The sequence below is a fragment of the Cupriavidus basilensis genome, assembly GCF_029335485.1.
Taxonomy (GTDB): Bacteria; Pseudomonadota; Gammaproteobacteria; order Burkholderiales; family Burkholderiaceae; genus Cupriavidus; species Cupriavidus basilensis_E.
In genome coordinates, this window is the sequence record NZ_JARJLM010000651.1 from 1 (window position 1) to 13,500 (window position 13,500).

Genomic DNA, 13,500 nt, shown 5'->3' on the forward strand with positions numbered 1-13,500 from the left:
TCGAGCACGAACTCGGTGTATTCGTGCTCGACCGAATGGCAGTGGATACGGCCCCCCCAGGCTTCCAGCGTTTCCTTGCAGAAGGCCAGGCCGATTCCGGTGCCCTCGTTGCGCGGGTAGGTGTGAAAGCGCTTGAAGATGGATGCCAGCTCCCGCTGGGGGATCCCCGTGCCGGTATCGCGGAACACCAGGCGATTGCGCCGGCTGCCCCGTTCGGTGCGCAGCCGGATCTCGCCATGGCCGGCGCGGGCTATCGCATGCAAGGCATTCTTGAGCAGGTTGAACAATACCATCACCAGCAGCTTCTGATCGGCTCGGATCGCAAAATCCTCGGTCATCTCGGCGTGGACGCGCTCGCGCTGACCCGCCTCGAAGGGGTAGCGCGCCAGTGCCTCACTCACGGCGTTGGCTAGCGGAAATTCGTCGGCTGGCGCCTGAGCCGCACCAACGCGTGCGTTCACCAGCAGCACGTCGATGCCGTGATTCATGCGGTCGACCTCAAGCTGGATACGCGGCAGTGCATCTTTAAGCAAGGCGAAATGCCCGGGAGGCAGATTCAGGGTGTTTGCGCGTGTTTCGTTTTCCTCGTAGAAGCGGATCAGTGCCGGCAAATAACGTCCCATTCCCAGCGCCGTGGCACCAATGCTGCGAATCGGCGTGCGCAACTCGTGTGCTACGGTACACAGGGCGATCGTCATGCCATCCAGTTTCTCCTGGATCAGGATGTGCCTGTCGATCTTGAGCACTGCGACAGTACAGATGGTGAACCCGATGATAGGCAATTCCATCAGCCAGTTCACCTCAAGTGGCGAGGCTTGTGTCGGTGTGACATAGCGGTAGACCAGCCAGGCCACCGCGGTTCCCAGTGCGAGCGACGCGGCACCAGTTACCCAGCCACTGAAATTGAACAGGATGAAGACGGCGATTACCAGCGACTGGGACCATACCAGATTGCCGTGATTCATCAGGTACAGATAGACGAACAGGAAGGATAGCCCATACGTCAGCGTGATGAAGAAATAGGCTGGCAGCCATTTACGGTCGCGCAGATTCCCAGTCAGGATCAGCGGCGCGAAGATCACCATGGCGAGCAGCCGGAGTGTCAGGCTCTCGTAAGGCTGCGGAAACCAGTATTTCCAGATGACATAGAACAGCGGATAGCCGATGAAGGCGAGCCATCCCATCAGGTGGATGCGCTTTACCTGCGCCGGCTGGCGCACATCCAGATGAATCTCCTTGGCGAGCACACGGCGGAGGTGCGCAAAACTGTCACCGCAACTGCGTCGGATCTGGGCAAGCATGTCGGAAAGCGGCTGAATGAGTGGCTTTGACCTGAAAGTGTATCCCGGGAACGCAGTTTGCATTGCCAAATTGTGCGCTTCTAGCATCTCATGCGCATCTCGTACTGCACCCGAAGAGCATCGCGCACCAAGTTCATCCCTTATATTTCCCACCCCGGGCGGATGCCCGGACACGTCGCACCCTGGACTATCCGAGCCGCAGCCGTCGCGTCTCAATCCAGCAAATGCCCCATCCTCGACCGCTTGGTTGCAAGGTATTTCTCGTTTTCCGCGTTGGACGGGACGATGTGGCGCATCTGTTCCACCACCTTGATGCCGGCCGCTTCCAGCGCCTGCTTCTTCTTGGGATTGTTGCTCATCAGCCGGATCGACTTGACGCCCCACTGGTGCAGCAGGTCGGCGGCGAAGGCATAGTTGCGGGCGTCGATCTCCTGGCCCAGCGCCAGGTTGGCGTCGACCGTGTCCAGCCCCTCGTCCTGCAGCGCGTAGGCGCGGATCTTGTGGCCCAGGCCGATGCCGCGCCCTTCGTGCCCGCGCAGGTAGAGCAGGATGCCGCGGCCTTCTTCGGCAATCTTCTTCATGGCGAGGTCGAGCTGCTCGCCGCAGTCGCATCGGCACGAGCCGAAGACATCGCCGGTCAGGCACTCGGAGTGCAGGCGGGTCAGCACCGCTTCGCCGGTGATATCGCCAACGCTGAGCGCAAGGTGTTCGATGCCCGAAACGGCGCCTTTGAAAGCGTGGGCGGTAAAGTTGCCAAAGCGGGTCGGCAGGCGGGCCGAGCCGATCAGCTGGATTTCTGTGTCATTCATGTCAGTCGAATATTTGCGCCGGCCAACCGGCACGGCATCGGGCGCTTGGCAGCGCCTAGCCCGCTAAGGTAGCACGAGCGGGCGCGTATCGCAGGCAACGCACATGCGGGCTTGCGCCGCCGCCTGCTCCGAACCCTGAGGTCCGGCCCTGGAAATCGGCCATGTGCACTGCGCAACGAGATGCTAAGTGGATCTTCTGGCACGCCACAAGCGCCGTGGCTGCAACACTGTTTTGCGTGGCGCGATGCTCAGGATTGATCCTGCATGGCGCCGCGCCGGCGTCAGCCCAGTTCGATGGGCTGACCGTGCGGCGTGCGCCGGGCAGCGGCCTCCCAGGCACCGCGCCGGTCCAGCAGCGCGGCCTTGTCCACCAGGCCCTTGGCGGCGCTGATCCGCTCCAGCGCGGTCAGCCAGAAGTGATAGTAATGCTCGCCGTTGTCGGGGTCTCCCGCTGCCTGGGCGTCGCGGATGACCTGGGAAAGGCTGGCAGCCCATTCGGGCCAGGTAAAGGCGCCCCGCTCATGCAGCGCCAGCGCCAGGGCAAAAGCCTGGGCTTCCCAGGGCTCGCGGAAGACCGGGCCGGTGCTGTCGCAAGGCAGGGCCGGCAGCGCCGAGCGCATGGCCCGCAGGTTTTCCGGCGTGGTCGCCGCGATTGCCGGTTCAGTCATGGGCAGCCTCCGCCGGCGGCTTGCCGGCACGGTCCTCGGGATCCTCCAGGTAGGGCTCCCAGCAATCCACGTTGACCGAATCCGCCGTGGTATCCGCGCCCCATAATTCCGTGGCGGCAAAGCGCACGGTATAGAGCCATTGCGGCTGCTCTCCCGCGCCGGCCGCGCTTGCATCCGGGAACACATGGGCGCCGTGGACGGCCACGATCTCGCCTTGCCGGCCACGGCAATAGCGCGGCAGCCGGGTGTGGCCGGCAGGGTGCATCTGGCGGGCGCGCACAGGGTCGCCTACCCGGAAGCGCGCCTCGCCGGGCGCCGGCCGGGCGCTGGGCGTGCCGCGTGCCAGCGCGGGGCCGACCTGCTCCGCCGCCAGCACCCGGGCCAGCGCCACCGGTGCCGTGGCGGACCGGCCGCCAGCGATTTCTTCCGCACTGGCCAGGCCGCTCTTGAGCAACAGGGCCTTGAGCCCCTCGAACCAGATCTCGTAGTAGCTGCTGCCCAGGTACTGCGCCGGCGGCAGGCTTTCGCGGGCGGCGCGCGAGGTATCGATATTCCATTTGCCCACCGCGCCCATGGCCAGCGTCAGCGCCAGCACGCGGCGCTCCCATTCGGCGTGGAACGGCGCTTCGCCGGGTTCAGGGCGTACCGGGCCGAAGCCCTGCATGCCGCCAAGGTCTTGGGCGCCGTTCATTGCGGCTCCTTCGCGCTAGTGGCCGCCGCCACGTCGGGCAACAGGCCGGTGCCGATCATGGCGTCGCGCGTGACCAGCGCCGCCAGCGCTGCCTCGCTCCAGCCCTCGGTGCCGGCCGGGCGTCTCGGCAGCACCAGGTAGCGCAGCTCCGCGGTGGAGTCCCACACCTGTATCCGCACCTCCCCGGGCAGCGTGAAGCCGAAATCCTGCAGCACGCCGCGCGGGTCGATCACCGCGCGGGCGCGGTACGGCGCCGATTTGTACCAGACCGGCGGCAGGCCGAGCACCGGCCACGGATAGCAGGAGCACAACGTGCACACCACCATATTGTGGACGGCAGGCGTGTTCTCGAGCACGAGCATGTGCTCCCCCTGGCGGCCGGTGAAGCCCAGCGAGGCGATCGCCGCGGTGGCGTCGGCCAGCAGCCAGGCCTTGTAGGCCGGGTCGGTCCAGGCCTTGGCCACCACGCGGGCACCGTTGCGCGGACCGATGTGCTGCTCGTAGGTCTCGATCAGCAGGTCCAGCGCGGCGGGGTCGACATAGCCTTTCTCCACCAGCAGGGACTCCAGCGCGCGCACGCGCAAGTCCATCTCGGACAGCGTGCTGCCGCCGTGGTCATGGTCATGGTCGTGATCGTGATGATGGTCGTCGGCATGGACATGAACCGAATGGGGTTCCTGCGGCTGCGGATTCACTGACGGGTCGGGAGGGTCTTGGCGCATCGGCGTTGGGTGGCGTTCGGGCACATGACTCTGCGGAAGAGCCAGTATGGCCGCGCCTGTGCGGCTTGGCAATCCGGCCTGGCGGCTTGGCGACGGCACGCCGCCGATGGCGAAAGTGCTGGAAATGCTGCTGGTGGCATCGATATTGCTCATGTAGCAGCCAGGATGGAGATCATGTCTTTTTTATTGCCACTACCCCCCTCTCAAGAGGGGAAGCAGCGTGGCCGCGAACTGCGCAGACTGGGGTATGGCATGTCGGGTGACGCGCACGCGGCCTTGCCAGCCGGGCATTTTCGGCGAAATCGGGATGATTGGCGGCGGTTGCGGGCCATGCTCGTCATTCCGGCCGCGCGGCCCAGTTTGCGACAAATTCCTGCGATGAAGGAAAAAACAGATACCTGCCCCCTTTGTGGCGCACCGGCGGAAACCAGGACCCGTCGGGGCAGCTATGGTCAGTGGGTACTGTACGGCTGCGACAATCCAGAATGCGGGCCCAGCGAGATCAACACCAGGGCACGCCGTAACCTGCGCGAGCCGGCCCGTCAGGCCGAACTCCGCGCCCTTGCGCGCAGCAGCCGCGAACACGGCAAGATTCCCCGGCTCGGGTATGACGGGCCGCGGGGCGAGATCTACGTCGAGTTCGATTGAGACCCAGTCCAGGCCTCGGTGGTATGGCACTTTCACTTTGTGCTGAAGGGAAGCCAAGCTGTCCAGGCGCATGGCAACCCACACCAGCGTGTCGATGATCACGGGGCGTCACTTTGCATTGGAATCAGCCCCGCTAGCCCGGCCCCCGCTCGCCTTGCCTCGCACCTGGCGACTGCCTGGCGTCCCCCGTGATCCTCCGTTACATTCCAAGCAGTTTGTTACCGCGGGCGCCTGGGCTTCGCGGGAACATCCGGGCCGCCGGGGCAGTCACTATCGCCATGCCGCACGCAGCGGCAACCATCCCGACTGGAGCGAGAATACCGATGGAAGTCACCGCGCACGATCTGCTGGCACTGGCCTGCGCCAGCATCCTCACGGTGACTGTCGTTGCCATCCACTACGAGGCGCTGCGGCTGTTGTCCGGTATGAATCCGCGCCGCTGGACCGGGCGCGTCAACGTGGGCGTGCTGATCGTCTGCATTATCCTTGCCCATTGCCTTGAAGCCATCGTGTTCGCCTTCGGCTACTGGTTCGCGGCTCATGTGCTGAAACTGGGCGATTTGAGCGGCACGCACACAGTCCTGCCCATCACCTATGTCTATTTTTCGCTGGAAACCTACACTACCCAGTCCCTGGGCGACATCTTCCCGGTCGGCGCCACGCGCCTGATCGCCAGCATCGAACCGCTGGTGGGCCTGATCCTGATCGGCTGGTCGACCTCTTTCACCTACATCATCATGCGGCGCGACTGGCAGACAGCCCCGTCGAAGCAGGCGGAGCAGGCAGAGCTATAGGATATAGCTATAGGATGGGCGCAAACAGCGTGGCCACGTGCATCGCCACCTTGCGCAATCTTGGCGCCCCCAGGTATTCGTTACGCTCGATCAGCCGGGCCTGCGCGAAGTCCTGCTCCAGCATGTGCGTCACGCTGGCGGCGAAGCCGCGGTCCGCGGTCATCACCATCAGCTCGAAGTTGAGCCGGAACGAACGGTTGTCGAGATTGGCGCTGCCCACCGCAGCGGCTTCATCGTCGATCAGGATGACTTTCTGGTGCAGGAAGCCCGGCTGGTAGCGATAGATCTGTACGCCGGCGCAGATGGCCTGATACGCATACAGCGTGGAGGCTGCGAACACCACGAGATGATCGGGCCGCGCCGGCAACAGGATGCGCACATCCACCCCACGCAGCACCGCCAGCCGGAGTACCGCGGACACGGCCTCGTCCGGCACGAAGTATGGGCTGGTGATCCACACCCGCCAGCGCGCTGCCTGGATCGCCTCGACGAAGAACAGCGAACAGGTCTCCTGCGCGTCGGCGGGACCGGACGGCACTACCTGGCAGGTCATGCCGCCGGCCGGCGCGGCCGGTGGCGGCAACAGCGCCGGCACCTCGCGCGCGGCCCAGAACCAGTCCTCGGCGAAGACCATCTGCAAGTCCAGCACGGCGCTGCCGCGGATCTCGATATGGGTGTCGCGCCACGGCGCCAGCGGCGGCTTGCGGCCCATGTATTCGTTGCCCACGTTGTGGCCGCCGGTAAATGCGCATTCGCCGTCCACCACCACCAGCTTGCGGTGGTTGCGGAAATTCAGCTGGAAACGATTGACGAAGCCGCGCCGCGTGGCAAAAGCCCGGGCCTCCACGCCACCGGCCAGCAGGCGCTTCACATAATCGCCCGGCAGCGCATGCGAGCCGATGCTGTCGTAGAGGAAATAGACCTTCACCCCGGCGGCGGCGCGCTCGCACAGCAAGCGTTCCAGTTGCCTGCCGAGATCGTCGTCGTGGACGATGAAGAACTGCACGATCACCATCTGCCGCGCGGCGGCGATGGCGGCGAAGATCGCGGCGAAGGTAGCCTCGCCATTGACCAGCAGCCGCACTGCGTTGTTGGTCAGGCACGGCATGCCGGTAAGCCGGGGCAAGGCGCGCAGGCAGGCCTGGGTGGGCGCATGCACCACGCTGGCATCACGTGCCGCGCGCTCGCCGGCATCCATGACGTGGGTCACCTCGCGCAGGCGGTCGTTGTTGAAGCGGCGCGCGTTGACATAGCCGGCGAAGCTGCTGCTGCCCAGGATCAGGTACGGAATCAGCGTGAAATACGGCATCATCACCAGCGAGCCTGCCCAGGCAATGGCGCCGGGGGCGGTACGCACGGTCATCACCGCGTGCAGCGCGGCGACGACGCCGAGCAGATGGAACACCAGCACGATCGCCGCGACTAGGGATAGGCTGAGCATGATCGTAAGATTTCGCCAGGCGGCGCCGGACCACAATGGCTAGCATTCTGGCATAGGCGCGGTCCAGGGGCATTGATCTGTGCCCGGGCCAGCGGAATTTCCCCGCAGGCGGTAAGCTTTCAGGCTTTCGCACCGGAACGTGCCCGGACGTCTCGGGCTTGTACGCGCATGCACGGATGCGCCTGCCCGGCTTACCAAGGATGATCGCAATGTCAGAGTTCAAGATGGAATACCGGCGCCTGGGCGCCAGCAACCTGAAGGTATCGGCCCTGTGCCTGGGCACGATGATGTTTGCAGACCAGACCGACGAAGCCGAGGCCGGCCGCATCATCGGCAGCGCTCGCGCGCACGGCGTCAATTTCATCGACACCGCGGACGTCTACAGCAAGGGCGGCGCCGAGCGCATGGTCGGCAAGCTGCTGGCTGCCGACCGTCACGACTGGATCCTGGCCAGCAAGCTGGGCAACCCGATGCAGCCGACGCCCAACCACTCGCACTACTCGCGCGTATGGATCCTGCGCGAGCTGGAGGAAAGCCTGCGCCGCCTGGACACCGATTATCTCGACATTCTCTATCTGCACCGCGACTTCCCCGGCGAAAACCTCGAGGAGCCCGTGCGCGCCATGGGCGACCTGGTGCGCGCGGGCAAGATCCGCTATTGGGCGGTGTCGAACTTCCGCGGCTGGCGCATCGCCGAAATCGCACGGCTGTGCGATCAGTTGGGCACGCCGCGGCCGGTGGTCTGCCAACCCTACTACAACCTGCTCAACCGTATGCCCGAGGTGGAGATTCTTCCCGCGTGCCAGCACTTCGGGCTTGGCGTGGTGCCATACAGCCCAATCGCCCGCGGCGTGCTCACCGGCAAATACCTGCCGGGCCAGCAACCCCCGCAGGAGTCCCGTGCCGGCCGTGCGGACCGGCGCATGATGGAGACCGAGTTCCGCGAGGAATCGCTGGTCATTGCGCAGACGCTCAAGCGGCATGCCGAGGCGCGCGGGCTCAAGCTCGGGCAGTTTGCCACCGCTTGGGTGCTGGCCAATCCGATCGTGAGTTCCGTGATTGCCGGGCCGCGTACGCTGGCGCAGTTCGAGGATTATTTCGGTGCTGTCGGCGTGGCCGTTTCCGCTGAGGAGGAGACCATGGTGGATGCGCTGGTGCGGCCTGGACATGCTTCCACGCATGGGTACAGCGACCCGAATTATCCATTGACCGGAAGGCCGGTTTTCTGAGGAACCACTGGCCCCCGATCCATCCGTCGTGCGGGGAGGCAAGCCCAGATCAGAACGATCCACCGCGACGGCGAGTGCCGGGCCCGCTCTTCGGGCCCGGTCCCGACCGGTTGGGCGCCCCCATTCTACGCGGCGCCATCGCTGCACGGCCCGGCCATCTTGCCGCACGAAGCGAGGCACCGGCGAAGCCAGCCGCCCGGCTGTGCAAAAAATAGGCAGTCCGATACAGAACGGCCACCATTGGCCAAACGCGGAACGCATGGCACGGTTATCCACAAAAGCTGTGGATAACGCGATTCGTCAATTCTGGACAAAAAGTGTGCGTGCGGCGCAGCAATCCGGGCGCTGGCGCGTACGCCCTCGCCACCGACCGGATCTGTATTGGGAAACGTCTGCAAGTGATTGCAGACGCGTCCGAACGTCAGCGATGCGCCCCTGCGGCTATGCTGCCCGTGGCAGGCTGGGAGCCCCGGCTCAACCGCATTGGCAGCCCGTCTGGCCGGGCGGCAGATGCATGCGCCTGCCCGCCCGGCCCGCCATTTGCCCGAACGCCAGTTGGAAATCCTGATGAAGATCGCATTGCTAGCGGACCGATCGGTCCAGGCCAAGGCCATCGCGGACTCCCTGTCCCGCGCCGGCGTGTCCTGCCATACCTATCATGCGAGCAGGGAGCTGTTCCATGGTATCGACCGCTCCGGCTACGACGTGCTGCTGATCGACCACGAACTGGCGGACATGCCCGCCGCGGAAGCCGTGCGCGCGGTGCGCGGCGTGTACCGTTGCGAGACGCCGGTCATGGTGCTCTCGGAGAAGCGCGACGAAGACTCGGTCGTCGACACCCTGCACGCGGGCGCCGACGACTACATGATCCGGCCCCTGCGCTCGCGCGAACTGGTGGCCCGGCTGCATGCCCTGCGGCGCCGCACTGCCCCGCACCCGCGAGCGTGGCATCCGGCTGTCACGGTCGGGCCTTATGCGCTGGACTGCTTGTCGCATCAGGCAACCTTCGAGGGCAGGCCGGTAGCGCTCACCTCCAAGGAGTTCGAGCTCGCCGTGCTGCTGTTCGGCAACGTGGGCCATGTCATGTCGCATGCCCATATCGAACGCGCGGTGTGGGGCTGTCCGCTGCCGCCGATGTCGCGCTCGCTGGCCAGCCTGGTGTCGCGCCTGCGCAGGGCGCTTGCCCTGAAGCCGCGCCACGGCGTGGTCATTTCCGGGGTCTATGGCCAGGGCTACCGGCTCGATGAAGTCGGCCCGGAGATGGAGCGGCTGCCGCCGCCTGGCGCCGGCTGAGCGCTGCTCAAGCCGAGAGCCGCCCGCTTCGCGCCAGCTCCCGCAGGTCGATCACGACAAAGCCGCTGGTGGCCTTCTTGGCCTCGCGCTTGGCCGCCGCAGCGGCCGCGCCGATATGGCTGCTGCCCAGGCGGCGCAGGCCGGCGATGCCTTCCGGGCCCCACGGCCTGACGCGTACGGCGCCGGCCGCCATCGTCACCGTGGGGAAAAACACCGTCCGGCCTGCGCGGTCCTCGCCGCGGATGCCCCCGGCCGCGAGGTCGGCCTCGGCATACATCTCGCGCGCCGCGCGATTGAAGCGCGCGATCGCCGTGCGGGCCCGTTCCTCCCAGTCCCGGCTCTGGTAGAGCACGAGGAAGTCGTCGCCCCCCACGTGGCCCAGGAAATCGCGCGCCGGGTCGCAGGCTTGCGCCAGGATGGCAGCAGCGCCCTTCAGCATTTCGTCGCCCTTCCAGTAGCCGTACTGGTCGTTGTAGGGCTTGAAATGATTGAGGTCGACATAACAGGCGTGAAACTCCGCTCCTGCCTCCAGCAGGCGGTCGATATGCCGGTTGAGCGGCATATTGCCCGGCAGGAACGTCAGCGGGTTGGCGTAGCGCGCGGCTTCCATGCGGATCTCCGTCACCGCGCGGATCAGGTCGGCTCCGGTGCCGAGGCCCGCGTAGCGTCCGCCTTCGGTGACGATGAAGCCATCGGCCAGCGGGCGCTGGTCTTCGCCCGACAGCGCCTGCGCCATTTCCTCGATGCTTGCGCCCTTGTCGAAGCACAATGGCGCTGGGTTGGCCATGGCGATGCAGGCCTTCCTGCCATATAGCTCCCGGTGGAAGGGCACCGCGAAGCGGTCGATAAAGTAGTGCCGGTTGATGATGGCTAGCGGCTGCCTGTCGTCGCCCACCACGGCGACCGCGTGCAGTTGCGGGTGCGCATGGAACAGCGCCAGCAGTTCGTTGTTGCTGGTGGCGGGGCCGACAGTCGGGCCGGGCCGCAACAGCTGGCCCGCCAGCACGCCGGGGCGGGCCGAGCGCACCGCCTGCGGAAACACGGCGATCTGGCTGGATACCAGCGCCTGCCTGACTTGCGGTGCGACTTCCACAACCGGCAGCGAGTCTGGCCGGCCCAGGTAGTAGCCCTGCCCGAAGGGCACGCCGAGGTCGCGCAGCACCGCCAGTTCGCCGGCATCCTCGATACCTTCCGCGATCACCGTGCCGCCAAGCGCATCTACCATGGCGAGCACGGTGCGTACCACCTCGAGCCGGCGCGAGCAAGTGCCGATGCCGCGCACCAGCGACTTGTCCAGCTTGATGTAGTGCGGTGCCAGGTGGAGCAGCCGGTCAAGATTGGCATGGCCGGTACCGAAATCGTCCAGCGCGTACTGCATGCCCAGTTCCTGCAGCACGGCCATGGCCTGGCCGAAGCGCTCCGCGTCCTCGATCGGCGTCTGTTCTGTTACCTCGATCACCACCCGCTCGGGCGCGATGGTGTTCGCGGCCAGTGCCGCCATCGCGTGGCCGCCATCGGCAAGCAGATGGCGCAGCGCCATCGTGCTGAAATTGAGGAACAGCTTGCCGCCCAACCCACGCGCCACGCAGGTGGACAAGGCAATGCGCGCTGCCTGCAATTCGATCTCTACGGTCTCCTCCTCATTACCGGCCAGCCGGAACAGCGTATCCGGCATGGCCAGCGGCGAATCGGCTGGCCCGCGCACCAGCGCCTCGTAGCCCAGCACCTCGCCGCTGCCGAAGGCAACGATGGGCTGGAATACGGCGTGTAGCGGCGGCAAGCGCAGCCGCGGCACGGGCACGCCGGCCGAAGGAGAGGCAGTCTGCATGGACGGAGTGAACGTGACAGGGAGAAGCGCGGCGCCAGGCGCGCAATGCTGGTGGGTCGATGTGACTTGGGGTCTATTTCATGTCATTAATGTGTCAAGCGGATGACAAGAGCGATTACCCCCGCGCCCGGCTGGGATGTCATGGTTTCGTCACAATTGATCGCCAGCATGCGCCCCACAACCAGTCATGCCGTCACCCGATGCCGAAGCAAGCAGCGCCAGGCCACAACGCTCAATGCGCAAGGCACCCGGCGCCGGGGATGATGGCTCCCCAGGGTCAGCAAGTGGGCCGCCCGGTCCATCGGAGTATCACCGTGTTGCAAACCATCAAGCCAGGTCTTCCCCGCCGCGCGGAGTGGCGCATGCCAGCCTGGCTGGGACGGCTTCCGCTCGCCGCGCGCATGTGCCTGGCGTTCGCGCTGGTCTACGTGTTTGGCGCCGTTGTCGGACTGACCGGCATCTTCAGCCTGGTCTCGGTCAAGGATATGACAGACACGCTCTATCAGCGCGACATGCAGGGCGCGATCGCCGCCGAGCGCGCGCAATCGGCGCTGGCGCGGCTGGGGCGTGCCCAACTGGCACTGACCATGGCCACCAGCGGCAGCGAGCGCGACGAGGCGGTAACCGATATCGACAGTGCGCTCGCCCGGCTCGACCATGCCTTGGCCATCGTCCACACGGCCACCCCTGCCCAGGCGCCGGCATTGCGGCGTGAACGGGACGCCGCCGCGGCGATGCTGCGTGACTATGTCTCCCTGCTGCGCAAGCAGCCGCTGGATGCCTTGCAGTTCGACAGCGCGGTCTCCGTCGATGGCCATTTTCTTGGCGAGCAGTTGCAGAAGCTGGCGGACCTGGTGGAAGTCACGCGCAAGCAGCAGGAACGGCAGGCCGCGGATACGGTCGCCACGGTGGCGGCCAGCCAGTTGCGCGCCCAGGCCCTGATGGTGGGGATGCTGGTGGCCAGCCTGGCGGCCGCGGCGGCGCTGGCCTGGTTTGCCTCGCGCTGGCTGCTGTCGCAGCTGGGCGGGGAGCCGGCGGATGCGGCCAAGGTGGCCAACCGCATTGCTTCGGGCGACCTGCGGCAGGCGATCGCGCTGCGCCGCGGTGACGACCGCAGCCTGATGTGCCTGCTTGCCCGCATGCGCGACCAACTGGCCGGCGTGCTGGAAGGCATCCAGGTCTCGGCCGCGGAAATCGTCGCGGCCAGCGCAAGCATTGCCGCCGGCAACCACGACCTGTCCAGCCGGACCGCGCTGCAGGGCGCGGCCTTGTCCGCCGCCGCGGCCAGTGTGGACAGCCTGACCTCGCTGGTCGGGCAAGCCCGCGAGCAGGCTACCGAATCCAGCGAAATGGCGCGCCAGGCGCGCGAAGCCACCGAAGCCGGCATGGCGGTGGTCAGCGAGATGAGCGGCGCCATGGCGGCCGTGCACGACCACTCGCGCAACGTCGCGGAAATGGTCTCGGTGATCGAAAGCATCGCGTTCCAGACCAATATCCTGGCGCTGAACGCGGCCGTCGAGGCGGCGCGCGCCGGCGAGGCGGGCCGCGGTTTTGCCGTGGTAGCCCAAGAGGTGCGCGGACTGGCGCAGCGCAGCGCGAACTCGGCGCGCGAGATCCGCGCCACCATCGGCCAGGCCAGCGCCGAGATTGCGCGCAGTGCGCGCCTGAGCGGACAGGTGGTGAGCGCCATGGGCGGCATCGAGCAAGCGGTCGGGCAGAGCCATGCACTGGCGGAGCGGCTGTGCGGCGTGGCCGATGAACAAGCGCGCGGCATCCGTTCGGTCGGCGACGCGGTTACCCAGCTCGATCGGACCAGCCGGCAGAACGCCGAGCTGGTCGAAGCCGTCACGGCCCAGGCGGCCAGCCTGGACCAGCAGGCCGCGGGCCTGACGGCCGGGGTGGCGCGTTTTCAGTTTTGAAGACGCTGGCGGCAGGGAAGCGGCCGAATTTCCATTGCCAGCGCCACTGTTCTGCATAGCAGAACAGTGGTTCCACGGTGCGGTTGACGCGCAAGGCGATCGGTGGGACTATTCCGCATCGAAAAATCCGGCGGCCTACGCCGGAAGCCTTACCTGG

The 13,500-nt window shown here is 66.2% G+C and carries 12 protein-coding genes; 5 read left to right on the plus strand and 7 right to left on the minus strand.

The window, feature by feature from the left end:
• From P3W85_RS40040 to nthA, 5 genes are all read right to left on the minus strand, one after another.
• On the minus strand, positions 1-1,388 hold a 1,388-nt coding region (locus P3W85_RS40040), incomplete at its 3' end, for a sensor histidine kinase (protein WP_276268875.1).
• Between the two features lie 125 nt (positions 1,389-1,513).
• On the minus strand, positions 1,514-2,110 hold the full coding sequence (ribA, locus tag P3W85_RS40045; RefSeq protein ID WP_017229782.1) for a GTP cyclohydrolase II: 597 nt from the start codon (positions 2,108-2,110) through the stop codon (positions 1,514-1,516).
• Between the two features lie 281 nt (positions 2,111-2,391).
• On the minus strand, positions 2,392-2,778 hold the full coding sequence (locus P3W85_RS40050; protein WP_276268876.1) for a nitrile hydratase accessory protein: 387 nt from the start codon (positions 2,776-2,778) through the stop codon (positions 2,392-2,394).
• Positions 2,771-3,469: a nitrile hydratase subunit beta gene (gene nthB / locus P3W85_RS40055; protein WP_276268877.1), complete on the minus strand. Its 699-nt coding sequence runs from the start codon at positions 3,467-3,469 to the stop codon at positions 2,771-2,773. Before nthB ends, P3W85_RS40050 begins: the two co-directional genes overlap by 8 nt.
• On the minus strand, positions 3,466-4,191 hold the full coding sequence (gene nthA, locus P3W85_RS40060) for a nitrile hydratase subunit alpha (RefSeq protein WP_276268878.1): 726 nt from the start codon (positions 4,189-4,191) through the stop codon (positions 3,466-3,468). Before nthA ends, nthB begins: the two co-directional genes overlap by 4 nt.
• A 165-nt stretch (positions 4,192-4,356) precedes the next feature.
• Here nthA and P3W85_RS40065 point away from each other — a divergent pair, with 165 nt between their 5' ends.
• Positions 4,357-4,839 carry a hypothetical protein gene (locus P3W85_RS40065; RefSeq protein WP_276268879.1) on the plus strand — a complete coding sequence of 161 codons (483 nt, stop codon included), beginning with the start codon at positions 4,357-4,359 and terminating at the stop codon, positions 4,837-4,839.
• Positions 4,840-5,162: 323 nt separating this feature from the next.
• Entirely contained in the window at positions 5,163-5,633 is a 471-nt protein-coding gene (locus P3W85_RS40070) for an ion channel (protein ID WP_017230940.1), read from the plus strand.
• 7 nt (positions 5,634-5,640) lie between these two features.
• On the opposite strand, the gene cls is transcribed toward P3W85_RS40070, so the two are convergent.
• On the minus strand, positions 5,641-7,074 hold the full coding sequence (gene cls / locus P3W85_RS40075; RefSeq protein WP_430869707.1) for a cardiolipin synthase: 1,434 nt from the start codon (positions 7,072-7,074) through the stop codon (positions 5,641-5,643).
• 209 nt (positions 7,075-7,283) lie between these two features.
• On the opposite strand from cls, the gene P3W85_RS40080 reads away from it, so the two are divergent.
• Positions 7,284-8,303, plus strand: a complete 1,020-nt coding sequence (locus tag P3W85_RS40080) for an aldo/keto reductase (protein ID WP_276268880.1) — start codon at positions 7,284-7,286, stop codon at positions 8,301-8,303.
• Between the two features lie 567 nt (positions 8,304-8,870).
• The gene (locus tag P3W85_RS40085) at positions 8,871-9,596 is read left to right on the plus strand and encodes a response regulator transcription factor (protein WP_276268881.1); all 726 of its coding nucleotides are present in this window, start codon (positions 8,871-8,873) and stop codon (positions 9,594-9,596) included.
• A gap of 7 nt (positions 9,597-9,603) precedes the next feature.
• On the opposite strand, the gene P3W85_RS40090 is transcribed toward P3W85_RS40085, so the two are convergent.
• Positions 9,604-11,424, minus strand: coding sequence for a phosphodiesterase (locus P3W85_RS40090; protein WP_276268882.1), 1,821 nt, complete (start codon positions 11,422-11,424; stop codon positions 9,604-9,606).
• 362 nt (positions 11,425-11,786) lie between these two features.
• Here P3W85_RS40090 and P3W85_RS40095 point away from each other — a divergent pair, with 362 nt between their 5' ends.
• Positions 11,787-13,343 carry a methyl-accepting chemotaxis protein gene (locus P3W85_RS40095; RefSeq protein WP_276268883.1) on the plus strand — a complete coding sequence of 519 codons (1,557 nt, stop codon included), beginning with the start codon at positions 11,787-11,789 and terminating at the stop codon, positions 13,341-13,343.
• Positions 13,344-13,500: the final 157 nt, after the last annotated feature.

Bases quoted from the DNA above. Each gene is read 5' to 3' on its own strand.
- P3W85_RS40085 (WP_276268881.1), top strand. From the start codon at position 8,871: ATGAAGATCGCATTGCTAGCGGACCGATCGGTCCAGGCCAAGGCCATC.
- P3W85_RS40090 (WP_276268882.1), bottom strand. From the start codon at position 11,424: ATGCAGACTGCCTCTCCTTCGGCCGGCGTGCCCGTGCCGCGGCTGCGC.
- cls (WP_430869707.1), bottom strand. From the start codon at position 7,074: ATGCTCAGCCTATCCCTAGTCGCGGCGATCGTGCTGGTGTTCCATCTG.
- P3W85_RS40050 (WP_276268876.1), bottom strand. From the start codon at position 2,778: ATGACTGAACCGGCAATCGCGGCGACCACGCCGGAAAACCTGCGGGCC.
- ribA (WP_017229782.1), bottom strand. From the start codon at position 2,110: ATGAATGACACAGAAATCCAGCTGATCGGCTCGGCCCGCCTGCCGACC.
- nthA (WP_276268878.1), bottom strand. From the start codon at position 4,191: ATGCGCCAAGACCCTCCCGACCCGTCAGTGAATCCGCAGCCGCAGGAA.
- P3W85_RS40095 (WP_276268883.1), top strand. From the start codon at position 11,787: ATGCCAGCCTGGCTGGGACGGCTTCCGCTCGCCGCGCGCATGTGCCTG.
- P3W85_RS40065 (WP_276268879.1), top strand. From the start codon at position 4,357: ATGGAGATCATGTCTTTTTTATTGCCACTACCCCCCTCTCAAGAGGGG.
- nthB (WP_276268877.1), bottom strand. From the start codon at position 3,469: ATGAACGGCGCCCAAGACCTTGGCGGCATGCAGGGCTTCGGCCCGGTA.
- P3W85_RS40070 (WP_017230940.1), top strand. From the start codon at position 5,163: ATGGAAGTCACCGCGCACGATCTGCTGGCACTGGCCTGCGCCAGCATC.
- P3W85_RS40080 (WP_276268880.1), top strand. From the start codon at position 7,284: ATGTCAGAGTTCAAGATGGAATACCGGCGCCTGGGCGCCAGCAACCTG.